The 22830-nt window shown below is 66.1% G+C and carries 21 protein-coding genes and 3 tRNA genes; 10 read left to right on the top strand and 14 right to left on the bottom strand.

Annotated features, from left to right (window positions below):
* The first annotated feature begins 300 nt into the window (after nucleotides 1-300).
* Both C1Y63_RS11490 and C1Y63_RS11495 read left to right on the top strand, forming a co-directional pair.
* A complete protein-coding gene (locus C1Y63_RS11490) occupies nucleotides 301-756 on the top strand; it encodes a hypothetical protein (RefSeq protein WP_106016596.1) in 456 nt (151 codons plus the stop codon).
* A gap of 310 nt (nucleotides 757-1066) precedes the next feature.
* Entirely contained in the window at nucleotides 1067-1486 is a 420-nt protein-coding gene (locus C1Y63_RS11495; RefSeq protein ID WP_106016597.1) for a hypothetical protein, read from the top strand.
* Between the two features lie 199 nt (nucleotides 1487-1685).
* On the opposite strand, the gene C1Y63_RS11500 is transcribed toward C1Y63_RS11495, so the two are convergent.
* The 5 genes from C1Y63_RS11500 to C1Y63_RS11520 all read right to left on the bottom strand — a co-directional run bounded on the left by C1Y63_RS11500 (nucleotide 1686) and on the right by C1Y63_RS11520 (nucleotide 9518).
* Nucleotides 1686-4934 carry an arabinosyltransferase domain-containing protein gene (locus tag C1Y63_RS11500; RefSeq protein WP_233195706.1) on the bottom strand — a complete coding sequence of 1083 codons (3249 nt, stop codon included), beginning with the start codon at nucleotides 4932-4934 and terminating at the stop codon, nucleotides 1686-1688.
* Nucleotides 4935-5102: 168 nt separating this feature from the next.
* On the bottom strand, nucleotides 5103-6992 hold the full coding sequence (locus C1Y63_RS11505; protein WP_106016599.1) for a galactan 5-O-arabinofuranosyltransferase: 1890 nt from the start codon (nucleotides 6990-6992) through the stop codon (nucleotides 5103-5105).
* Nucleotides 6993-7008: 16 nt separating this feature from the next.
* On the bottom strand, nucleotides 7009-7755 hold the full coding sequence (locus C1Y63_RS11510) for a decaprenylphospho-beta-D-erythro-pentofuranosid-2-ulose 2-reductase (protein ID WP_106016600.1): 747 nt from the start codon (nucleotides 7753-7755) through the stop codon (nucleotides 7009-7011).
* 90 nt (nucleotides 7756-7845) lie between these two features.
* Entirely contained in the window at nucleotides 7846-9258 is a 1413-nt protein-coding gene (locus C1Y63_RS11515; protein ID WP_106016601.1) for an FAD-binding oxidoreductase, read from the bottom strand.
* A 32-nt stretch (nucleotides 9259-9290) separates the two neighbouring features.
* Nucleotides 9291-9518, bottom strand: coding sequence for a hypothetical protein (locus tag C1Y63_RS11520; RefSeq protein WP_106016602.1), 228 nt, complete (start codon nucleotides 9516-9518; stop codon nucleotides 9291-9293).
* A 146-nt stretch (nucleotides 9519-9664) separates the two neighbouring features.
* On the opposite strand from C1Y63_RS11520, the gene C1Y63_RS11525 reads away from it, so the two are divergent.
* The gene (locus C1Y63_RS11525) at nucleotides 9665-10492 is read left to right on the top strand and encodes a hypothetical protein (protein WP_106016603.1); all 828 of its coding nucleotides are present in this window, start codon (nucleotides 9665-9667) and stop codon (nucleotides 10490-10492) included.
* 139 nt (nucleotides 10493-10631) lie between these two features.
* Here the strand turns inward: C1Y63_RS11525 and C1Y63_RS12590 are convergent, their stop codons facing one another.
* The 6 genes from C1Y63_RS12590 to C1Y63_RS11550 all read right to left on the bottom strand — a co-directional run bounded on the left by C1Y63_RS12590 (nucleotide 10632) and on the right by C1Y63_RS11550 (nucleotide 14784).
* Nucleotides 10632-10838, bottom strand: a complete 207-nt coding sequence (locus tag C1Y63_RS12590) for a hypothetical protein (RefSeq protein ID WP_146128953.1) — start codon at nucleotides 10836-10838, stop codon at nucleotides 10632-10634.
* A 639-nt stretch (nucleotides 10839-11477) separates the two neighbouring features.
* A complete protein-coding gene (locus C1Y63_RS13330; protein ID WP_106016604.1) occupies nucleotides 11478-11756 on the bottom strand; it encodes an integrase core domain-containing protein in 279 nt (92 codons plus the stop codon).
* Between the two features lie 51 nt (nucleotides 11757-11807).
* Nucleotides 11808-12020, bottom strand: a complete 213-nt coding sequence (locus C1Y63_RS11535; RefSeq protein WP_106016605.1) for a hypothetical protein — start codon at nucleotides 12018-12020, stop codon at nucleotides 11808-11810.
* Nucleotides 12021-12144: 124 nt separating this feature from the next.
* A complete protein-coding gene (locus tag C1Y63_RS11540) occupies nucleotides 12145-13050 on the bottom strand; it encodes a glycosyltransferase (RefSeq protein ID WP_304481698.1) in 906 nt (301 codons plus the stop codon).
* Nucleotides 13047-13853: an ABC transporter ATP-binding protein gene (locus tag C1Y63_RS11545; RefSeq protein ID WP_106016607.1), complete on the bottom strand. Its 807-nt coding sequence runs from the start codon at nucleotides 13851-13853 to the stop codon at nucleotides 13047-13049. The genes C1Y63_RS11540 and C1Y63_RS11545 overlap by 4 nt, the downstream gene beginning before the upstream one ends.
* An 82-nt stretch (nucleotides 13854-13935) precedes the next feature.
* A complete protein-coding gene (locus C1Y63_RS11550) occupies nucleotides 13936-14784 on the bottom strand; it encodes an ABC transporter permease (RefSeq protein ID WP_106016608.1) in 849 nt (282 codons plus the stop codon).
* Between the two features lie 145 nt (nucleotides 14785-14929).
* Between C1Y63_RS11550 and C1Y63_RS11555 the strand changes: the two genes are divergently transcribed.
* Entirely contained in the window at nucleotides 14930-16177 is a 1248-nt protein-coding gene (locus C1Y63_RS11555) for an aminotransferase class V-fold PLP-dependent enzyme (RefSeq protein WP_106016609.1), read from the top strand.
* A gap of 27 nt (nucleotides 16178-16204) precedes the next feature.
* Here C1Y63_RS11555 and C1Y63_RS11560 read toward each other — a convergent pair whose 3' ends face one another.
* Both C1Y63_RS11560 and C1Y63_RS11565 read right to left on the bottom strand, forming a co-directional pair.
* Nucleotides 16205-17488, bottom strand: coding sequence for a glycosyltransferase family 87 protein (locus tag C1Y63_RS11560; RefSeq protein WP_106016610.1), 1284 nt, complete (start codon nucleotides 17486-17488; stop codon nucleotides 16205-16207).
* 12 nt (nucleotides 17489-17500) lie between these two features.
* Complete coding sequence (locus C1Y63_RS11565; RefSeq protein WP_106016611.1) at nucleotides 17501-18469, bottom strand: NAD(P)H-quinone oxidoreductase; 969 nt, start codon at nucleotides 18467-18469, stop codon at nucleotides 17501-17503.
* 55 nt (nucleotides 18470-18524) lie between these two features.
* Between C1Y63_RS11565 and C1Y63_RS11570 the strand changes: the two genes are divergently transcribed.
* The 4 genes from C1Y63_RS11570 to C1Y63_RS11585 all read left to right on the top strand — a co-directional run bounded on the left by C1Y63_RS11570 (nucleotide 18525) and on the right by C1Y63_RS11585 (nucleotide 21140).
* Nucleotides 18525-18611 (top strand) — tRNA-Ser (locus C1Y63_RS11570).
* A gap of 916 nt (nucleotides 18612-19527) precedes the next feature.
* Nucleotides 19528-20013, top strand: coding sequence for a rhomboid family intramembrane serine protease (locus C1Y63_RS11575; protein WP_106016612.1), 486 nt, complete (start codon nucleotides 19528-19530; stop codon nucleotides 20011-20013).
* A 238-nt stretch (nucleotides 20014-20251) separates the two neighbouring features.
* The gene (locus C1Y63_RS11580) at nucleotides 20252-20704 is read left to right on the top strand and encodes a YbjN domain-containing protein (protein WP_106016613.1); all 453 of its coding nucleotides are present in this window, start codon (nucleotides 20252-20254) and stop codon (nucleotides 20702-20704) included.
* A 4-nt stretch (nucleotides 20705-20708) separates the two neighbouring features.
* Nucleotides 20709-21140, top strand: coding sequence for a hypothetical protein (locus C1Y63_RS11585; RefSeq protein ID WP_106016614.1), 432 nt, complete (start codon nucleotides 20709-20711; stop codon nucleotides 21138-21140).
* A gap of 206 nt (nucleotides 21141-21346) precedes the next feature.
* Here C1Y63_RS11585 and hisC read toward each other — a convergent pair whose 3' ends face one another.
* The gene (hisC, locus tag C1Y63_RS11590; protein ID WP_106016615.1) at nucleotides 21347-22384 is read right to left on the bottom strand and encodes a histidinol-phosphate transaminase; all 1038 of its coding nucleotides are present in this window, start codon (nucleotides 22382-22384) and stop codon (nucleotides 21347-21349) included.
* An 81-nt stretch (nucleotides 22385-22465) separates the two neighbouring features.
* On the opposite strand from hisC, the gene C1Y63_RS11595 reads away from it, so the two are divergent.
* Together C1Y63_RS11595 and C1Y63_RS11600 are read left to right on the top strand one after the other, a co-directional pair.
* Nucleotides 22466-22554: transfer RNA gene (locus tag C1Y63_RS11595), tRNA-Ser, on the top strand.
* A 32-nt stretch (nucleotides 22555-22586) separates the two neighbouring features.
* A tRNA-Arg gene (locus tag C1Y63_RS11600) sits at nucleotides 22587-22659 on the top strand.
* Nucleotides 22660-22830: the final 171 nt, after the last annotated feature.

The raw sequence follows: 22830 nt of genomic DNA on the forward strand, positions 1-22830 counted from the left end.
GCGTTGGGCGGGCGGTCGCCTGCGAAGTTTGAGCTGGCGTTTATCGCGTCGCTGGAGTCTTCCAGTGGCCGGGAGGATGCGGTGATGGCTGCCGCCTAGTTGGCGGGTCCCTGGTCAGGCTGGTTGTCCAGAACAGACCATGCCAAAATTTGACTCAGACCCCTGTCACCGCGGCGGGAGTCTTCACCACTAGCCGTCCACGAGTTGCGGGGAGCCCCTACTGCGCCGATGATTAAAACGTTTGAGAATTTTGAGGGCCATCGATTCCTGTGGCCCCTACTGTGAGGAAGAAGGATTGTGATGCGCGCTCAGCGTTTCATCGCATCGCTGCTCTGCGGTGTCGCTCTTATCAGCGCTCCGGTGGCGGTTGCTGCCGATTCTGATGTGTCGAGCTCTTCGTCGAGCACCGGTTCCGTCACTGCCGACTATGAGGGGACTCCTGCCCTTGACAAGGCCCGTCTGGCGATGACTTATGGCGTCACTGAGGAGGGTGCGGCGAAGGATTGTGCCGCCCGGCTTCACAAGGGTGAGCCGGGCCAGATGCGGCCTCTCATGTACGTTCCTGAAGACTGCTCCTGGATGCCGATCACTGAGGATGATGTCCGCGATGCCTGGGCAGGCTCCGCGGAGACCCCGGCGGTGACGGCCAAGGCGCTGCTTCGCCGCATCTTCGTGACGGTTCTGAAGATCGCCGACTTCGCCAACTACATCTTCTTCGAGCCTCTGCAGGCGATCCTCGGGGGGATCTTCGACTAGATTTCCCTCCGGGGTGTGATCCCCGGTATGCCTGTGTTGTGAGTCCACTGCGGCGGTTTTCCCTGCAGTGGGCTTCTGCGTATCCTCCCACGGGGCGGATTTATGTGGGGGTGCTCTCAATCGGGATGTGTGTCCGTGTGCGCATGTCGCAAGTAGGTGTAAGTCTGCTGCTAGTGGCTACTTCTTGGGGGCGGTGTTAGCGATGGTGCTACTCTTGGTTCTCGTGCGTGGCCGTTGTGTTGGCGGTGTGCGGACTGCTGCTTCCACGTGCGATCCCATCCCCTCCGTCTTGACACATAAGGATTTCTCCATGACTCTTCGTCATTCTGTCCTCGCCTGCGCATGCGCTACGGCCGTTGCCGCCGGTGCCCTCGCAGCCCCCGCCGGTGCCGCCGAACTCTCCTCCGACCAGACGACCACCACCATGAGCGAGGAGAAGGTTCGCCTGGCGTTGACCTTCGGTGAAACCTCCGCCGAGGAGGCCGAAGCGTGCTCCACGAGCATGGGCCGGGGCCCGGGGATGACGCCGAAGGACGTGTCGCTTCGTTCCTGTTCCCCCGAGGTGATCACCGCCGATGAGGCGCGTGAGGCGTGGGCCGGTTCCTCCCAGCACCTGTCGCTGCTGCCGGGCGCGCTGCTGGAGCGCCTGCAGAACATCGTGGTCTCCCTCTGGGAGCTGTTGAGCATGGCCTCCGGGCAGCTTGGGCGGGGCCTGGTCTCCTTCTCCTAGGGCTGACAGCTTCGGTTGCTCCTTGCTCTTCGCGTCCCTGCGGGAACCGAGACTCTACCCACCGTCGATCCTGGTGCCGCTGCGTGCGGCAGGGTCGCGCGGTGGGTTTTTGTGTGCCTGGGGTGGGGCGCAGACGCCGTCGCCCCCACGCGCGGTGGTGCGCTGTGGGGGCGGGAAGGGACACCTGGACTGGTGCGGGTTAGTCCTTGTTGTCGTCGCTGATCTTCATCGGGCCGGGCGTCCACCAGCCGGTGCGGGTCACATCAGTGATGGTGATGTCCGCATCCGCCGGGGTTTGGCCGCGCGAGTTCGTGCGCAGGCGGTAGCGCTCCAGGGAACCCCAGTCGCGACCCCAGTCGTCCTTGAGGTAGGCGGGCACCTCGACGGAGGTGTTGATGGCCTCGGCGATACCCATGACGCCGCCGCCGGCGTAGTCCTGCCACGGGGACAGTGTCACCTTGCCGGCGTGGTCCGGGCTGACGCGGAACACGGGCGTTTCCGCCACACCGGCGTAGTGGTCGAAGGGGCGCTGGCAGGGGAACTGCAGGGCCACCGACCAGTCCAGCAGGCCGGGATCTTCAGAGCCGATGACATTGTTCAACGAATCAAGCGTCGGCACCCGCGGCGGGGTGAACGCCAGCCACTGCTCCGGGTCGAGGGAGGTATCGACGGCGCGGATGCGCACCACGTCGGCGTCCGCCGGGATGTCGGCCAGCGGGAAGCGCAGGTTGCGCCAGCTGGGGCTGGGGCCAATGTCGAGGGGCTCCAGTTCGCCGGCGACGGTGCGGCCACCGTCAGTGGAGTACTCGAGGACGAGTTCCTGGCCGCTCTGGTACACGCCGTTGATGTCGTGGTGTTCGATCTGGCCGGCGGCGCTGACGATGACGAGGGGGGCATCATCGCTGCGCTGCGGGAGGGTGTACCAGGCGGTGGTGACCTCCGCGGGGAACTGGGGGCCCTCCGTGAAGGAACCCAGCAGCGGCACGGTGCGGTAGTCGAGGGAGAACGGCAGGGTCGCCACCGACCCGTTGACACCGGCATCGCGGCGCAAACCACCGGTCGTGCCGGTGTCCTGGCCGGAGGTGTCACCGCTGGCGGTGTCATCATCCGTTGCGCCCGCGATCGAGCCGGCGGACGCGCCGGAGGTATCCACCCCGGAGGTGTCAATGTAGCTGGGCACATTATTCGGCCCGAAGCCGCGCACCTCACCGGACTCGAGGGAGTCACCCAGGGTGCCGGTGGTGGGGGTGAGGAACGAGTCGTTCGTGTTGGTCTCCACCATGGCGTCGTTGGCCAGGTTGCAGGAGTTGCCCGCCAGGGCGCGGACGTTACCCAAGCCGACGGAGTAGGCGGGGTACATGGCGACGAAGCCCTTACCAAGGCTCAGCATGTCGAACACCACCACCAGTGCGAGCACCACGGTGATCGGTGCGGACAGCACCCCGTTGAAGCGCATGGAGCGCTTCACCTTGTGCCCCGTCTGGTCGGCGACATCCGACTGGAAGGACTGGAACGCGCCGAAGGCGAGCACCACGAGGGAGATCCCCAGCATGATGTTCGTGGCCTCCACGTGGCGGTACTGGATGGTCTTGTCCCACCACGGCACACCGAAGGAGCTGATGTACCACCAGCCGTTGATGCCGGCGAGGCTGATCGCCAGCACGAACAGAGTCGCGCCGATCATCAGCGTGCGGTTGCGGGCGCTGCGGACCGCCATCTGGCTGACGGCAACCGCGGCGAGGGCTGCGAGGCCGGCACCGATGCCGGCGTACACGCCGAAGTGGTGCGACCACTTCGTCGGCGTGAACATCATGAAGAACATGGTGCCGAAGAACACCAGCATCAGCCGGTTCGACGGCCCCGGTGCCGCCCCCGGCACCCGGCCGCGGCGCAGCACCGTCGCCAGCACAATCGCCAGGCAGAACAGCATCATCAGCACCGCGAAGCGGCGGGGGAACGAGCCGTCGACGTTCTGCGTCATCAGCGTCTCGTAGCGCACCCACTCGTCGTACCACACCAGGGACGGGCCCTTGGCGCTGCGCACCCGGATGGATTCCAGCACGGTCGCCAGCGTCTGGTCGCCGAACACACCCATGAGGATCGCGAAACCCGCCGCGAGGAACGGGGTGACCTGAGCGAGCACACCAAAGGAACCGAGGAGTGCGCGGCGGCGCACAATGATCCGAATGATCGCCGACAGGCCGACGAGGAGGGCGGCGACCGCCATGAGGCCCGTCGGGCCGGCGCCCAGCGACATCGTGGCAATGATGACGCCGATCGCGGCGGGCAGCAGGCGGGAGGTGGCGATGGCGCGCTCAATCGACACCCACGTCAACAGGGCGCCCATGGCGATGACCGGCTCGGGGCGGAGGCCATTGTTGTACACCATCCAGAACCCGAGGAAGGAGAACGCTGCCGTCCACACCGCCAGCGGGCGGGCCGCAATCTTCGCGCCGAGGCGCGGCAGCACCTCCCGGGAGATGACGAACCACGTCACCACGGCGGCGACGAGCTCCGGCAGGCGCATAAACACACTCGAGGTGCTGATCTGCGCCATCAACCCCAGCAGATCGTAGTAGGGGGAGCCGAAGGGGGATTCAGGCACACCGAACCAGCGGTAGTAGTTCGCCATGTACTCGGCGTGGTGGCTGACCCGGGCCATCGTCAACAGGTAGCCATCATCGGAGGTGTTCGCGCCGAAGATGTACCAGTAGCCCAGGCCACCGAAGACGGCGGCGTCGACGGCGCGGGGCCGGAATGCGCCCTTCGGCCACATCCGCTTCGTGGTGCGCCCGTCGAGCACATCCATCTTGTGCAGCGCCCACAGCGCCACCACGGTGAGCAGGGTGCCCAGGTACATGGCGATGTACTTCACCAGCGACGGGGTGGAGGTGAAGCGGGAGTTGATCTCCACGTGGGCGTGCAGGCCCGCATCCTTCGCGGCGGCGACGTCGGCGAGCTCGGTGTAGATGCCGGTGAACTGGGGGCGCTCATCGGTGTCGACCTCCCCGGAGTACTTCGTGCCGGGGATCTCGACCTCGGTGGCCTCGTGGGTGGAGGAAATGTGCAGCACACTGCCGGCGGGCAGGCCCTCCAGTTCCTCCTTCGTCAACTCGAAGGGCACCTTGTCGCGGGCCACCACATCCAGGCCCCCGTCGGAGAGACGAACAAACAGGCCGCGCGTCGTGGCGTCCTTACTGTCCGGCGGCAGGGTGCCGAACACCATGTTCTGCCCCGGGTTCATCGCGCCGACGGGGAGCGGAATGTCCGCCTCAATGGACTCCGGCACGTAGGAAATCAGGGGCGCGTTGATGCTGCCCAGGTTCTCCTGCGGGAAGTCGATCGACGACTGGTGCTGCACCACGGGAAGGAACGGGGTGGCCAGAAACAGTAGGAACCCCGCGATGCCACTGAAAATGGCGAGGGCCTTGATTCTTTGCAAAGTCACCGGAAAATTGGTCCTTTGGTGTTTGGCGTCCCTTGTACCCGCCGCCCGTGGGGGCACGTGCGGCCGGAGGAGGCTGGGTCGGACTGGGGATGGAAGAGGGGTGAGTGAAGAAGAACGAGGGAAGAAGAAAAGGTGGGGCTATGGAGTTGTGGCGCCGCAGCCGGGGGCTTAGCGGCGTGTGACGACGACGAAGGGGCCGATCTGTTTCTCCACCCAGCCGTCGAAAGCATCCGGGTTGAAGTAGATGCCCCGGAAGCGGACGTTGGGGTTGTTCGGGTACAGGTCCTCGGCGAGGTCGTACTTGAAGTCGCGGAAGATGAACACCTCGGGTGCCGCCCAGGGGAGTTCTTCGAGCCCCTCGGCGAGGGCCTGCGGGCCATCCCAGGAGGCGTCCGCGAGGGCTTCGATGGCGTCGTTGCGGAGATCGAACTCGCCCAGCGGGTTCGCATAGTGCGAGGTGAACGCCTGGAAACCGCGGTAGGGGTAGAAGCTCATGAAGTTCTGCTCGTCGGTGAGGACCACCGTATCACCGGGGGTGTAGCCCAATCCGGTGAGGTAGGAGTCGATCTCGGGGTAGAACTTCCCCGCATCCGCCGGGTACTTGTCGGCCCGTTCGCCATAGCCGTCGGTGTCGGTGTAGGCGCGGTCGATGGCGTCGGCGTTCTTGTTGGGGATGTTCTGCGCGTAGGAGATTCCCGCCAGCGACAGCAGGGACACCATGACGAAGGTGATGCCGCGCGCCAGCTGGGGGGAGGTGGCTTGCGGGTAGAACGCCTCGAAGCCGATGAGTCGCATCTCCGCGAGGGCGAACACGCCGGCGGTGGCGAGCTGCACCGCGATGATGACGTCGAGGCGGAAACCCAGCAGGGTGCCGCCGGCGAGGGTGACGATCATGGAGGCGACGATCCACGCGTAGAACACCACCAGGGAGATGCCCATGGCGCGGATGTCGCGGTCGCCGGCGCGGAGCACGAGGAACACGAAACCCAGCAGGCACAGCACGCCCAGCATCGACAGGGAGAACATCGGCAGCGGGACCTGGGTGCCGTTCGGCGGCAAGTAGTGCGTTGCCGACGCACCGGACCGCGGGGCCCCCGTCACGATCGCCATGAGGTACGGGCCCCACGCCACCAGGGCGATGAGTGCCGAGGCCACCCCGATGAGCAGCAGCCGCAGCAGCGGCCGCACGGAACGATCAATGAACACCGCACTCGCCGCCGCGACCGCGGTGACGCTCAGGGCGATGACGGCGGTGAACAGGGTGTACATGCTCGCCGAGATACCCAAGTAGACGATGATGCCGGCCATCGCCCACCGGGCGCCACCCAATGCGCGGCGGCCCACCACGGTCGCCGCCGGGGCGCCCATCGCAATGATCGCCGCGTAGGGCTCATCGGAGGCCATGACAAGCACGATGGACGTCGTCACGAGTGCTGCCGCGGTGGCGACGACGACGGAGCCGCACAGCCGCTGCCACACGGGCACCAGCATGCAGGCCGCCGCCGCCATACTCACCAGCGACCACGGCTGGAACACCGCCCAGCCGGGAATGCCCAGCAGGTTCGCCAGGCGGCCGCCCGCCCAGAACCAGGCGCCCGGGTAAAACGTCGGCAAGTCGAGGTAGTTCATGTCGGACAACGCAGTCGTGTCCGCCATGCGGGTGAGGAACTGGGTGCGGAACCCCTGGTCGACCGTCACCCCGTCCATGTACAGGCGGGTGGCGGCCAGGGGAATCGCGGTGGTGGTCACCACGAGCCCCGCGGGCGAGAAGTAGAACACCAGGTAGCTGAAGATCCGCCAGCGGGGTTTCTGCAGCCACAGGAACACCAAGCCCATGACCAGCAGCAGGAGGAAGACCGTCCCGCCGGTGGATACCGCACGGGATAGCTGCGACCCGCCGAACGCCGGCAGGTGGGTGTGCTGCAGCAGCAGCCACGCAAGCAGGGTGAGCACACCGCCGCCGAACCCGGCGGCGGCAATGCCGCCCAGGGTGCGGGGCGTGCTCACTATGTCTGACGTGTACTCCTCCGCCACCCGCGGCTCGACGAGGTTCGGCATGGGGGTGTGAGACCTCCTAGATAGGCAACTTCCGCATGATAGCGCGCGGGATGTGCTGGAGCACCATGGACACATACTTAAATGCCGGGTGCACCCACACCACATCCTTGCCGTCGGCGACGGCCTTGACGACGGCGCGGGCCACCTCCTGGCGGTCCACGGTCAGGGGGGCCTCGTCCATGTCGGCGGTCATCTTGGTGCGCACCTGGCCGGGGCGGACCACAACGACCCGCACCCCGCTGTCGCGGAGCGCTTCGCCGAGCTGGGTGTAGAAGCCGTCGAAGCCGGCCTTGGTGGAGCCGTAGACGAAGTTGCTGCGGCGCACCTTCTGGCCCGCGACGGAACTCATCGCGATGATGGTGCCGTGGCCCTGGCGGCGCATGAGCTGCCCCAGCAGGGTGCCGACGGACACCGCACCGGTGTAGTTCAGCTGGGCGGACGCCACGGCCTGCGCCTGGTCCTGCCACAGCTGCTCCTGGTCGCCCAGGGACCCGAACGCCACGATCGCGACGTCGATGTCCTGCTCGAAGACCTTCTCCAGCACCTGCGGGTGGGAATCAAAGTCGGTGGCGTCGAAGTCGACGACCTCGACGGCAATGCCGCGGCCCGCGAGTTCGGCCTTCGCCTCCTCCAGGCGGGGGCTCGTGGCCCGGGCGGCGAGGATGACGCGCTCAGGGGCGAACTCCTCTGCGATGGCGCGGCCAATATCGGAGGTGCCGCCGAGCAGCAGCACCGTGTTCGGCTTTCCAACAGCGTTGAGCATGTGGAGGGTCCTTTACTGTAAGTGGTGTGGGGGCGCGGGGCACACCCCTTACAAGGGGGCGCCCCGCAGAAGAAAAGAAACGACGACTGCTTAGTGCAGCTCGAGGCGGCGGGACATGTCGGAGGCGAAGATGCCGTTCGGGTCGATCGCGTTGCGGGTGTCCAGCCAGCCCTGCATGCCCGGGTACATGCGGTGGAAGTCCTCGGCGCTGGTGCGGGACTCCTTCGCCAGGTACAGGCGGCCACCGAACTCCATGACGCGACGATCGAGATCATCGAGGAATTCGCGCAGGCCCTTCTTGATGGGGAAGTCGACGCACACGTTCCAGCCGGGCATCGGGTACGACAGGGGAGCCTTGTTGCCCTCACCGAACAGCTTGAACACGTTGAGGGCCGAGTAGTGGCCGGAGGCCTGGATGTCGCGGATGATGTCCTTGAACGGCTCCACCGCCTCGCGGGGGACGACGAACTGGTACTGCAGGAAGCCCTTGGAACCGTAGCCGCGGTTCCACTCACCAATGAGGTCGAGCGGCTGGTAGAACTGCGTGAGGTTTTGCACCTTGTTCTTGTACTCGCCGGACTTCAGCCACCACAGCTCACCGATGGCGATCATCGACAGCTTGTTCATGGTGAAGTTCGGGAAAATATCCGGCACCGTCACCAGCTGGGGGGCGTTGAACTTCAGCGGATCCTTCGCCAGCTTCGGGGAGAGTTCCTCCAGCTGCGCCAGCGTCGCCAGGGAACCGCGGGAAATCGCGGCGCGGCCCAGCTTCGGCTCCGGGGAGATCGCATCGAACCAGGCGGAGGAGTAGGTGTAGTTCTTCTCCGAGCCGTCGGAGTGGAACTCGATCGTCGCATCCAGGGTCGGGGTGAGGTCGCCGTCGGCGATGAAGTAGGCGGTCTCCGTGCGGGTCATCTTGATGCGGGCCCGCAGGATGATGCCGGTAAGCCCCATGCCGCCGACCGTCGCCCAGAACAGGGACCCGTCCGGGTCGTCCGGGGTGCCGTTCGGCTCCAGGTGCAGCACCCGGCCGTCGGCGACGAGGAGTTCCATCGACAGCACGTGGTCGCCGAAGGAGCCCGCCGAGTGGTGGTTCTTGCCGTGAATGTCGGGGCCGATCGCGCCACCGATGGTGACCTGCCGGGTGCCGGGCAGCACCGGCACCCACAGCCCGTACGGCAGGGCGGCCTTCATCAGCTGGTCGAGGGTGACACCACCGTCCACGTCGACGATGGCGTTGTCCTCGTCGATGGAGTGGATGGTGTTCAGGGTGGTCATGTCGACGACGATGCCGCCGGCGTTCTGCGCCGGATCGCCGTAGGAGCGGCCCATGCCGCGGGCAATGATGCCGCGGTGGTAGCCGGACTCTTTCTGCTCCGCCACCATCTTCACGAGGTTGATGACCTCTTCGGGGTCGCGGGGGCGCAGCACCTCCGACGTGGACGGGGCGGTACGGCCCCAGCCGGTCAGGCGCTCACGCTGCAGATTCGGGGTGAAAGTCATGAGGGAAGCCTCTCGATTGAGAAATAAAATGCCTAGTTCAGGTCCATCAAGTCCTTGATTTCCTGCGGCAACTCGTCCTGGCTGGTGATCACCGGACCGTCGTAGGCGCGCAGAATCTCATACACCCGGGTGCGGGACACACTGTCCAAGATGGGCAGTTCCTGCGCCATCATCATCGTCACCTCGGGGCTGAGCGGCAGATCGGTACGCTCCGCTGCCTCGTGCGTGGGCTTCGCTGCCCGCTTGAACAAGCCAAACATGCCACCAGCCTACCCGCGCCCACGATGCCCGATCGGACATAACCCAAAGAAAAACCCACAGTGTAGCCAACATCATTGTTCCCGTGGCCCCCACCTCACACTTCGGCCGGCGACGCGCCGGCGCGCGCGTGTCTACAGTGGGAGTCATGAGCGCAGCACCCATCCTCGGCGCGGACATCATTCCGCTGGCTGCGCGCAGGCACACCCCCAGGCACACGCCCCGGGCGCCGCGCACGGTCATCCTGCGGGCCCGCGTGGACGGGGCAACCCCGCCCGCCGTCCGCCACCTCGGCATCAACGACGCGTTGAGCCTCACCCACCTACAGCACGCCCTCGGCGTCGCCTTCGGGGTGGGGGAGGGGCCCTGGCTCGCGGAGGACTCGGAGTGCATCCACCAGCTTCTCGGGGAGGTGGGCTGCGCGGTGCGTCTCCACTGGGGTTTGTGGAACGTCGATGTGGAAACCCTCGACTCGTATCCCCGCGATCAGGGCACCCCGCAGGCGTTGTGCATCGGCGGCTCCGGCGATTTCCTGGGGGAGGAATTCAACCCCACCCGCATCAACGCGATCCTCACCGGCGACGACGTGGCCGCCGTGGTGCTGTCCCACACTCACCCCGATGTGGTGGACATTATTGAACGCTCCGGGATTTTCGACTTCGTGGCCCTCGTGCAGGCGCTCGGGGTGGTGGATCAGCCGCCGACGGGCATTGATCGGCCCCGGGGGGTGCCGGTGCACGCCGGGCGGGGGCGTGACGCCGCCTGGGTGCTGCTGTTAGCCGCCGCCTGCCTGGGCGATGAGGCCACCACCGCTGACATTGTGGAATCCACGATGGAGGCCCTGGGGTGGGACAACACCCCCCTGGAGGCGGCCCGCTACCTGGCGCCGGGTGTGGCGCAGCGCCTGGCGAGTATCCAGGCCCAGCCCTCCATTGAGCAGGTTGCCACCTACCGGCAGTTGCTCGCCCACCCCTAGGCGTGCTGCTCTTGTGCTCGGGGCGTGTGGGGTGGACGGAAATTTCTTGCGGCGGCGTGTCGGCGTGGTGAGCGAAAGCGCCCGGAAGGCTACGTAGCCTCCGGGCGCTCTCGTACTATTGCGCTCGTGCAGAACGAGCCTACTTTGCTCGACTACCCTTGATCTTTTTGTCAACCTTGTGACCTGCAAAAGAAGCGATCGGGAAGGTGCCAAACATGGCTATAGCAATCATTGACACCCCTCGATCTGGTTCAAGCGCCGTCCAGTGATCAACCGCATAATAGGCAAACAGTCCGATTCCAAAGAGGGTCAGACTAATAGCTGCGACAGTTATCCAGTCTTTCATCGCGGTTCCTAGCAATTAATCAGTCTTTGGTGATGTGGGAAGCGGGCATGGAAATACTCCTTCGTTTCTCGGGGAAAGTTCCCAACCGCGCCTGGATAAGGTTGGCGGTTTGGCGTGGTGTGCGCCACTCGTTTCTGGGGATAGTGGCCACCATAGGAGCGTTTCTCGCGAGTTGCAATCAATGCTTCGCGGGTTAGCGATATTGAAGCTACCGGAAAGGCTTTCCCTTTTATGGCTATGCGCTTGGGCTTTGTGTGTGGCTGGCATATGTCAAAGGTGTGCCTGCAAGCACCCCCGCCCCCTACCCCCATCCGTGACCGGAGTCATTTTTTATGCGGGGTGGAGGTTCGCTGCGTGCTCCCACATCTGTCTGTTCGGTGTGCCATGTCTGTTCAGGCTTGTTGTTGGGGCGATCGCGAGTGCTCGGTGGAATGCGTGTGACGCGCCCTGTGGGGGAGTTTTTCGCTGTGCTGCGTCTGGCGGTCGGGGGTTGCTCCCTGCGACCGTGCGAAAGCGGGGTTTGGCGCCATGCACATGAGGCACTACGAGTGGAAACCGTTGAAAACGGTGTCGAGGCGGCACACCGCGTGGTGGGGTTCCCTGCACATCGTTGACAGTGAGCTGTGAAAAAATTCCTTGTCACGCAGCCTCTGCCAGCTCAGACTTGACGGACCTCGCCCACACAGAAGCCTCACGCGCAACCGGGCTGACACCGCCGATCGCGGAATGCCGACGAGCGACGTGAAACCACTGGATCCACTCCCGGACGTCCGCCTCCGCTTCAGCCCGGGTGGCGTACACCCGAAGCGACGTCCGTTCAGTTTTCGCACGCGACCAATGGGACTCCTGCATCGGGTGATCCCACCACACACCAATACGCCGGCTGCGGCGGTGCGTGTCGACAAGCTCGCGGTGCATTGTGAGTCCACGGTGATCCGCGCACGACCTCGCCGGGCGCGGGAGGATCGATCAGTGCGGGAAGATCGAGAAGTCACCCACCAGCTTCCACAGCACCCACAGCAGCGGGTACAGGCCCACCTCGATGAGGCCCTCCATGAGGGAGGCGATGTGGAACAGGGTGCTTTCGGAGGAGCCGAAGATCTCGTCGGCGGAGCCCGCAGACGCCTGCGGGGCCAGCAGCATCATGGCGGTCAGGGTGAGGGCAGTAGCGCGCTTGAGCATGACGGGTCGGATCCTTCTGTGCGACGAGGGTGAGAAAAAAGGGGGGCGCATCACTGTGGGTGGCCTGTCGCAGAGGGTATCGCGCGGCGGGGCCCCGGTGTTAACTCTCCGCGGCCCACCGGGTTCACGGCCGGTCGAAGCGTTCCCGCCGGCCCAGTTGGTGCAGCTTCAACCACTGGATGAAGCCGGCGACATCGCGGCGCTGCACGAGGAAGAACCACGCGAAGCGGGCGTATTCCTGCGGCAGGAGCTTCCGCATGCCGGGCTGGTTCATGAGGTAGCCGCGGTTGCGGTAGGTGAAGAAGCGTTTGCCCTCATGGTCGGGGTATTGGGTGTGCATCCGGCCGCCGAGGATCGGTTTGAACTCCTCCGCCCCGTCGGGGTGCAGGTAGGCGGCGGTGAGGCAGGTGCCGAACGCCAGCCCGGAGCGCACGAGTCGGCGGTGGTATTCCACTTCGTCGCCGCGGATGAACAGCCGGTAGTCGGGGACCCCGATGCGTTCCATCGCGTGCGCGGAAATCAGTGCCCCGTTGAACAGGGAGGCGATGCCGGGGAGGAAATCGCCCGCGGCGTCGAGTTCTTCCCGGTAGCGGCGCCATTCGAGGCCGCGGCGGAGCGGGAACGCGAGCTTGGCGGGCTCCTCCAGGTTGCACACGACGGGGGACACTTCGTCGAGGTGGCGGGCGGCCGCACAGTCGAGGAGCCGCTGCAACACGTGCTCGTCCTCGGGGCGGCCGTCGTCGTCGGCGCACCACACCGCGTCGGCGCCGAGGGCGAGGGCGTGGAGGAATCCGTAGGCGAAGCCACCGGCCCCGCCCAGGTTGGTGCGGCTCGGAAGGTAGATGCCGCGGGGGCCGGCGATGTCGGCGACGAGGCGGGCGACCGCCTCATCGGCCCCATTGTCGACGACAATGATCCACTCCACGGGGCGGGACTGTTGCGCCACGATCCGCAGCGAGTGGGTGAGCAGCTCGGCGCGGTTGTGGGTGACGATGACGGCGGCGATGCGGTCCGTGTGCTGCAGCATCAGGCGGCCCCGCCCTTCTTCTCCGCTTCGAGGCGGCCCAGCAGGCGGCGCACATGATCGGCGGCACCCTTCCCCTCGTAGGCCTCCACCACCTCGTCGACGGCGCCGACCTGCCGGATGGTGCCGTGATCCACCCACAGGGCACTGTCGCACAGCTGCGCCAGGAAGTCATTGGAGTGGGAGGCGAACACCAGGATGCCGGAGCGCTGCACCAGCTCCTCCAGGCGGGCGCGGGCCTTCGCCATGAACGCCGCATCGACCGCGCCAATACCCTCGTCGAGGAGCAGAATCTCCGGCTCGATGGAGGTCACCACACCCAACGCCAGGCGGATCCGCATGCCGGTGGAGTAGGTGCGCAGCGGCATCGACAAGTACTCGCCCAGCTCACTGAACTCGGCGATCTCGTCCATTTTCTGCTTCATCTGCTTGCGCGTCTGCCCGAGGAACAGGCCGCGGATGATGATGTTCTCGTAACCCGAGATCTCCGGGTCCATGCCGACACCCAGGTCGAAGACGGGGGCCACCCGGCCCCGAATGTGGGCGCTGCCGCGCGTCGGCTCATAAATCCCCGACAGCAGCCGCAGCAGCGTCGACTTGCCGGCACCATTGTGGCCGACGAGGCCCACCCGGTCGCCCTCCCGCAGGTGCAGGTTGATGTCTTTGAGTGCCTCCACCACGACGACGTTGTCGCTGTTGCGGCCAATGGCGCCGCCGGCGGCACCGAGGAACGCCTTCTTCATCGAGCGGGACTTCGCATCAAAAATGGGGAAATCCACACACGCGTTGTACGTATCGATGGAAACCATGAAACAACCTTTAAAAGAAAACGACAACAGGGCGGCGGCAGCCGGGGTGGGGTGAAGAGAACAACGTCACCGTCGACGAGGGTTACACCCAGTAGGCGACGCGGAAACGCCACTGGCGCATCGCCAGCAACGCCACCGCGAGGCCCGCGATCGTGCAGCCGATGACGACATACCAGTTGTAGGCATGAATCGGGGCGCCAATGAGCGGGGCGCGCACGACCTCCATGTAGTGGTACAGGGGGTTGAGTTCCGCGATGCGGGCCCGCTGGCTGACGGTGCCGCCCTGGTCGTGGAGGGTCTGCGTCGTCCACACGATGGGGGTGACGTAGAACAGCAGCTGGGTGAGTGCCTCCAGCAGGGGGGAGACGTCACGGTAGCGGGTGGCGATGATGCCGAAGAACATCGACACCCACACCCCGTTGAGGATCAGCAACGCCAACGCCGGGAACGCCAACAATCCCTGCCAGCCCAAGTGGCGGGGGAACACCAGCATAAGGATCACCCAGATCACCATGTTGTGCGCCAGGAACAGTGTCTGCTTCCACACCAGCCGGTAGCAGTGCACCGACAGGGCGCTCGGCAGCTGCTTAATCAGGCCCTCGTTGTCGATGAAAATATCGGAGCCCTCTTTAATGGCGCCCGAGATGAAGTTCCACATGATGAGGCCCACGGTGACGTGGGGTAGGAACTCCGCGACCGGGATTTTAAACAGCACCGAGTACAGCAACCCCAACGCGATCGCCATGACACCGGTGGCAATGGTGATCCACAGGGGCCCCAGCACACTGCGGCGGTAGCGCTGCTTGATGTCCTGCCAGCCGAGCTGCAGCCAGAGTTCGTGCTGCCGGAAACCGCGCACCAGGTCGCGCCAGGCGGCGGCGAACGTCTTCGACCGGCTCGGCGGGGAGGTGGCGGCATCGACGGCCGTCATCCGGCTGAGGCTCACGGGGGTATTCACAAACAGCTAGCCTAGCGGGCACCCCCGACCTTTGGGTAGAGCGACGAGGCGTGCCGTCGGCTAGTGTGTGTGGGGTGTGTGTCCCTGGTCGAGGAGAGGCGGGTGAGTTGTAGCAACCATGGGTATTGATCTTGCCCGCGTGCGTGGCCTGTACGCCTCCCTATCGGACGGCTGGACCTATTTCAACGGCCACGAGCTGGCCCAAATCCCCGAACGAGTGTCCTCCGGGGTGGCGACCGCGTTCCGCACCAGCCCCCTGGTGGCCGCCGTGGAGCCCGCGCGGGGCTCCCACTCCAAAGCACAGCCGGCGGGCGTGCCGACGGGCCTGGCGCATGATGCGGCGGCCCGCCGCGCCATCGCCGACCTGGTGGGCGCGGCCGCCGACCGGGTGGTGCTGGGCCCCAACCCCCAGACCCTGCTGCGGGGCTTCGTGGAGGCGTTCCGCCCCCGCCTGGCGCGCGCCGGGCAGCCCGTGCCCCCGGGCGCGGTGGTGGTGGCGCGCTCCCTGTCGGCACCGATCGCGGACGTGTTCGCCGGCCTGCCTGCCCGCATCGCGGAACCCGACCTCGGCACCGGGGAGCTGCCCGTGTGGCAGTTCCACGACATCGTTGACGGCGGCACCCGGCTCGTAGTGGTGCCCGCCGCCCACCGGCTCGTCGGCACGCAGACCGATGTGGCGGCAGTGCGCGACATTGTGCGTGAGCACTCCCGCGCCTGGCTCGTCGTCGACGCGAGCGACGTGGCCCCCTACCAGCCCATCGACATGGATGCGTGGGGTGCGGATGCGGTGCTGCTCGACGTGGCGGCCCTCGGCGGCCCGCAGCTCGCGGCCCTCGTCGTGCGCGACGTCAGCATGTTCCCCCGCCTGCAGGCACTGACCCCCGGCGCCGAAGGGGCGGCCGCCCTCGAAGTGGGGCCATTGTCCATGGGCCTGCTGGGCGGTGTGGCCCCCACCATCGACCACCTCGCCGACCTGGATGAGGACGCCCGCGGTACCCGCCGCAACCGGCTGCGCCGCTCCCTGGGGGCCCTCAACGCGCACACCGGGCAGCTCGCCACCCACCTGGTGGAATCCTTAGGCTCCTTGGGTGCGGTGCACTTGGTCGGCATCACGGGGGAAGCTGCCGCCGGCGCGCCCGCGGCCCGCACCCCCCGGGTGACGTTCCTCGTCCACGGCGTCGACGCCCACACCGTGCATGAGCGTCTCCTCGCCAATGGCATCGTCGCCCAGGTGTCCCCCCGCGACCCCCTCCTGGAGGCCATGGGTGCGGCCGACGCGGGCGGCACCGTCACGGTGTCGCTGTCGCCCTTCAATACGAGCGCCGACGTCGACCAGCTTGTCCGGGTCGTCGCCTCCCTGGCTTAAACCCCGCACCCCCAGATCCCCCTGCCCCTAGAGCGCAGCCTGCTCCACGGGTGCAGGGGTGGGTGCCGGGGCCGGGGCAGTGGCGCCGCGGCGGGGAGTCGCGGGGGCGGCCCGCCACTCCTGCCACCACCACACCAGGCTGAGCACCGTCAACCCCAGCACCATGAGATTACGGACCCACAGCAGCATCACCGGGGTGAACGCCTGCTCCAGCAGCTCCGGGTACATCAGCGGGTAAATCAGCGTCGTCATCACCGTCAACGGCACACACGCCCACGCCATCACGTGCGCCACCTTCGACGTTGTCGTCGTCACCACCACCAGCATGAGCGGCAGCACCCACAGCAGGTACTGCGGGGAGAACACCTTATTGGTGGCGATGATGAGCCACACGATGCTCGTCGCACATGCCACCGCCGTGTGCCCCGTCCAGCGGCGCGCCGTCACCACGCCCAGCACCGCGGCCCCCAGCACCACGAGCAACTGCGCCAGATCAGCCACACCGGTGAGCCTTTGTACGCCGGGGCCAAACACCTCAAAGCTCATCGAGTTCGCGAACTCCACCGTCACGCCCTCGCGCAGCAACAACGGCGTGGCGAAGAGCGACTCCACCTGGATGCCCCGATCCCCCTGGTACACCAGGGGCGACACCGTGCGATCGAGGCCGTGGACCGCGATCGAGGCCGCGACCAATGCCACCCCCGTCGCCACGAAGGCCAGCACCCGCCGCCACGAGCCCAGCAGGGCGGCGGCCACCAGCCCCGGCCACAGCTTCATGCCCGTCGCCACCGCCAACAGGGCGCCGCTCGTGCGGGGGTGGCGCACCACGAGCGCCAACGCCCAGGCGACGAGCGCGCCGGGCAGCAAATCCATGCGGGACAGCATGAGCGGCCCCATGGCGCTGATGCACGCCAGCCACAAAAAGGCAGTCTCCTTCGTGCCCCAGCGGGTGCACGCCCACACCACGAGGGCCTGCACGACGACGAGGAGGGCGGCGAAACCGCCGGCGGAATCCCAGCCCAGCGACTTGAACACCTCAATGGGCCACACCGCCACGGTGGGGTACTCGATGAGATCGTCGACGGCGTAATACAGCAACGATTCACTAAAGTCGGCCTGCCGGAAAATGACGGGCAGCTGCTGCATGAGCAGCAGGGAGTACAGGCCCCAAATGACGGCCCGCCATACGGGGGCGGTCGCCCCGGCAGTGGTGGGGCTCCCGGGGGCGCTGCTCGCGCCGGCAGACGGGGGCGGGGTGGTGGGTACAGCGGCCGCCGCACCCGCAGGCTGGGTCGAATGAGGGGTGGTCATGAGTAGAACAGCTTAAACGGTATCCACCCGCAGCACGAGCGTTCCCGTCACCGCACCATCGGCCAACATCTGGTGCGCCCGCGCCGCCTCCGCAAGGGGCAGCACTTCGTGAATCTGGTGGGTGATCGTGCCCGCGCTCAACAGCGGCCACACCGCCGCCACCGTCTCCCGGCAGATCTTCGCCTTCGCATCCAGGTCGCGGGCCCGCAACGCGGTCGCACTGATGGTGCCACGCTTCGCCAACAACTTGCCGATGTTCAGCTCCGCCTTCGTGCCGCCCTGCATACCGATGATGACCATGTGGCCATCCTTCGCCAACGCGGTGATATTGCGGTCCAGGTACTTTGCGCCCATGATGTCCAAAATGATGTCCGCGCGGCCGCGCGCCAGCTCCGCGAAATCGTCCTCGCGGTAGTTGATGAGCTCATCCGCCCCAAGCCGGCGGCAGACTTCCAGCTTCTCCGGGGAGCCGGCGGTGACGATGACGTGGCAGCCGATGTGCTTCGCCAACTGGATCGCGAACGTGCCGATGCCGCCCGCGCCGCCGTGGATGAGCACCGTCTGCCCGGCATGCATGCCCGCCAACATCACCAGGTTTGAGTACACGGTGCAGGCGACCTCCACGACGGCGGCCGCCTCCTCCGGGGAGTACCCCTCCGGCAGGGGCATCACCTGGCCGGCCGGCACCGCCACCTTTTCCGCGTAGCCGCCACCCGCCAACAAACACGCCACCGGCTGGCCGGAGGAAAACTCGGCGTGCCCATTCGGGTCCTCAATGACGCCCGCACACTCCAGGCCCATGATCTCCGAGGCGCCCGGCGGGGGCGGGTAGTAGCCCGCCGCCTGCAGCAGGTCGCCACGGTTCACGCCGGCGGCCTGCACCCGCACCACCACCTCGCCGGCGGCGGGCACGGGGTCGGGCACCTCCGTGAGGTGCAAACTGGTCTTGTCACTCGGGTCGCTCAAGGTGATTGCTTTCATACTTTGCAAGACTACGCGTTAGAATGACGACGCTTCATCGGAGCACCGTTGCACAGGAGATGTGGCAGAGCGGCCGAATGCACTCGCCTTGAAAGCGAGCGTCCCTTGAACCGGACCGGGGGTTCAAATCCCTCCATCTCCGCAGGTCAAAGCCCCTCATGCTGATATGTGAGGGGCTTTGTTCATGCCGTGCGCCGTATGGGGCTCCGTTCCGCCAGCTCACCGCCGCACGGCACTCGTGAACTGCCCCCGGAGTCGTCTCCTTGGGCGGCACGCCTCCCTGTGGGCTGCGTCACTGAATGTGGGCCGCAGGCGTGGTTCGCTGGCATATTTGTGGCACGTTTGTGGCACGCGCGGGCAGTGCGGTGCGGAGGCTTGGGAGTGCGGTGTGGGGGGTGGGTGGCGATCGGTTGTTGCGGCGGCGAGCCCCAGGGGGCTGCGATGGGGTGACGCCGAAAAAGAAGGGGGAGAGAAATCTGAACCGCAGAACAGGCATATTCACGGGCCGCTATGGACACAATATGGTGACAGATGACAATCGCTGACACTGTGGTGCGGGGGATGCGGCGCGGTCGCGGCGGATGTGTGAAAGGGAGTGGTGTGTCGTCTCGAAGCGGGGGGAGAGGGATATCTTGGTGACAAATTATCCTGCGGCAACCCTCGCCTGAGCGACCTAAGGGCGAGTGGGGCTCGCGGCTGGGTGGGAGCCATGGGTGCGTGTATATTCTGCCTGTTCACCCCTGGTGTAATCGCTCGCGGTGGCCGTGGGGTGGAGTCCGGTGCGGGCATGGGGTGGGTGTGGTGTGTGGCGCCGACACCCGCTGCGAGGTGGGGGGTAGGGGCTGTGGTGTGGGGGCCTGTATGCGGGTTCGGTGATTGATGTAAATGCACGGGTATACACCCCCTTGACGTTCTCTAGCGGATTCAAGAAATATGGTGAAAGAAACGTGATATTTGTCGCAGTGCGGCATTCATCGTTTTTTTCACGCTAGGCTGGCCGCAACATTCGCCCCCGGCGTCTTACTCGCCGGGCACGGGAAGAAAGTTGGGTGTTCGTTATGGAAACCACGTCTCGTGGCCGGCTGATGGTGCCGTCCATCCTCTTCGCTGTCGTCATCACCGTGTTGGCACTCGCCCTGGGCGCCTCCGTCAAGGCCTGGCTCGACGAGGCATCGAAGACCGACAACGGCGGCCTGGCGTTCGGGGTGTGCTTCACCGTCATCGGCCTGAGTGTCGCCATCGCTGGTCTCTACGCCGCCGTCCTGGAGCGCCAGGGCTGGTCGAACGAGAAGTACTTCCGCTTCATTCGGCGGGCGCTGTGGTTCGATGCCGCCGTGGCGGTGGCATGCACGGTGTGGTTCGGGTGGTACCCGGGCTACGTCAATCCCACCTCCCTGATGGGTGTGCTCGTCGCGCTGGTGACGGCGTGGTGGGTGTCGCGCATGTGCACGGTCGTCGCTCCTGGGCTGCGCCGCACCCCCACCCGTGCGGCCGCCGCAGATCTTGCTGCGGCTCCCGGTATCAGCGCCGCAGCACAGGCCTGATACAACCGTCGTCGGCCGCGTGGCCGGCTCGTGGGATGAGTGTCCTGCGGGCTGCCGCGCGGCCGACACCTGTGCGTGGGGCTTGTGGGTCGGGGGTGCCACCCACGGCCGGATTTTAAGTTTTCTTTCAGGCTTTGTGGGCTGGGTGCTCTAGGATGTGAAGAACCGCAACCCGCAGTTGCCTGCGAGTTGCCCCAAGAAAACACAAACGAAAAATTTTTTTAAGGCGCTGGAGCGAATGGAAGATCTCACCGTGACTCATGCCCGCCTCGCGGGCATCGTCGCCGATGCCTTTGGCGGCACCGACGAAGGCACGTACGCCAAGCTGGTGGTGGACGGGCGCGACCTGTACGCCCGCGTGGACGACAAGGCCGACTCCCTCACCCTGTGGGGCTTCTGGTCCCGCCCCCTGACGAACGCGAACGCCGGCCTGGCGCGCGCCATGGCGAACCGTGTGAACACCGGTGAGCTTGCACCCCGGGTGAGCATCCACACCACCGACAAGGGGGAAAGCTACCTGCTGTGCGACCAGGCGGTCACCACCGCCCTCGGGTTGACTGACGGCCAGATCGTGGCGTTCCTCGATGCCGTGTCGCAGGACACTGTGGCGGCGCTGGAGTTCTTCGACTCCACCTACGCCGAGGAGTTCGGCGCCGATGCCCCTGCAACGACCGCCGAGAAGGACGCCTAACACCATGAGTGACATGATTACCCCCGCCCGCGTGCTTCGACTGGCTGGCCTGCACGGCTGGGAGCTGACCGAAGACCAAGAGCAGAACGCTCTGCTCACCATCAATGAGGGCATCACCACCGCGATCCCCACTGATTTTTCCCGCTACTTCACGGTCCTCACCGTCGCGAGCGCGCTTGTCGTGCCGGGCGACAAGATCGACGAGATTGTGCGCTACTCCCTGGAGAAGCACAACCACATCTACTACGGCACCATCGGTGTCCACCAGCTGCCCGACGGCACCCTGCGCGTCGGCTGCTCCGTGTCGATGCCGGCGGCTGCCGGTGCGGATGATGCGCAGCTGAACCACTGGCTGGAAGTCGCGATCGCCTGCGCCGCAGAGGGGCTGCGCGACGCCGTTCAGGCCCTCGGCTTGGAGCGCTACCGCGCCGCCTAAACGCGCCCCCGCGCGATCCTCACGCCTCCCTCGGATTTCTTCTCCGGGGGAGGCGTTGTGCGTTGGCCGCCCTCCTGCGCCGGCGGCGAGTCACCTGTGGGCATTCCGCGCCCGGGGTGGAAGGGAAGAGCCGAATGCTCACGCGCTTCCCGGGCGTCCGGGGGTGCCTGACACACGCCGCTGTGAGGCGGCGTGCGGCGCCCGGATTAGGCGCTCGTCCGGGCGGGGTTGATGTCCCGCCACGCGTCGATGAGCTGATCCATCTCCTCTGCCGTCGTGACGGTGATGCGCATTCCCTCCGGGAAGCAGCGCACCAGGATGCCGCGCTCCGCGAGGGCGGCCCCCGTGGCTTGAATATCGGCCAGGTCCGGCACCCACACAAAGTTCGCCTGCGACGGCACCGCCCCCAATGCGCGGGCCACCCGGGTGCGCTGCACCGCGACGTCGGACGTGCGCGACAGGATCTCCTCCGAGTGCTCCAGGGCGGCAACCGCACCCGCCTGGGCGGCCACGTTGATGCCGAAGGGGATCTGGACCTTGTTGATCGCCTCAATGATGGCGGGGGCGGCGAACGCGTAGCCGACGCGGGCGCCGGCAAGCCCATACGCCTTCGAGAACGTGCGCAGCACCACGAGGTTCGGGTGCTTGGCCAGCAACGCCAGCGCGTCGATGGCGGCCGCGTCGCGCACATACTCGATGTACGCCTCGTCGAGGGCCACCACCACGTCGCCGGGGACCTTCTTCAAAAACTCGGCAATCGCCTCATGGGAGTGGGTGGTGCCGGTGGGATTGTTCGGGTTGCACAGGAACACCAGCTTCGCGTCCTGCGCCGCCGCGGCCAACGCATCCAGGTCGTTGCGGAACTCCGCATCCAACGGCACCGGCACGCTCGTCGCCCCGACGACGGCCGCAAAGATGGGGTAGCCCTCAAAGCTGCGCCACGGGAACACCACCTTGTCGCCCGGGCGGCAGGTGATCTGCACCAACTGCTGGCACAGTGCCGAGGAGCCAATGCCGATGGCCACGTTCTCCAGCGTCAGCCCCACCGTGGCGGCAAGCTTCTGACGCAGTGCCACCGAGAACATATCCGGGTAGCGGTTCGCGCCCGCCACAGCGTTCGCCATCGCCTCGGCCACCGCAGGGATCGGCGGCTGGGTCACCTCGTTGGAGGACAGTTTCAGGGCCCCCTCGGCGCGCACACCGGGGACGTAGGCGGGCAGAAGGTCAAGATCATCTCGCAGCATAAGCACCCAGCTTAGTGCCCCCATTGCTAAACCGTACGAAAACCGCTAAGCTTCACCGTCAGCACCACTGCGGTGGTGTGTGGAGGCGTGCCAGAGCGGCCGAATGGGACTCACTGCTAATGAGTTGTCCTTAGAAATAGGGACCGGAGGTTCAAATCCTCTCGCCTCCGCTCCTTCCACTTTCACCACAGTGGGAGGGCATGCGCCCGTAGCTCAACGGATAGAGCATCTGACTACGGATCAGAAGGTTAGGGGTTCGAATCCCTTCGGGCGCACAGTGAAAACAACTCCCGTCCACGCGTGTGGGCGGGAGTTTTTGCATGTCAGGGGCCTTGCGTGGTGGGTTAAACGACAAAATGTGTGTCTGGGCGGCGTGTCGCGTTCGAATGACCCGAAGTGTTACCTACTTCATAGGGCCCTTGCGGATGCCCATAGAATGTGAGTAG

The sequence above is a fragment of the Corynebacterium sp. 13CS0277 genome (genome assembly GCF_002994655.1).
In the GTDB taxonomy this organism is placed as follows: domain Bacteria; phylum Actinomycetota; class Actinomycetes; order Mycobacteriales; family Mycobacteriaceae; genus Corynebacterium.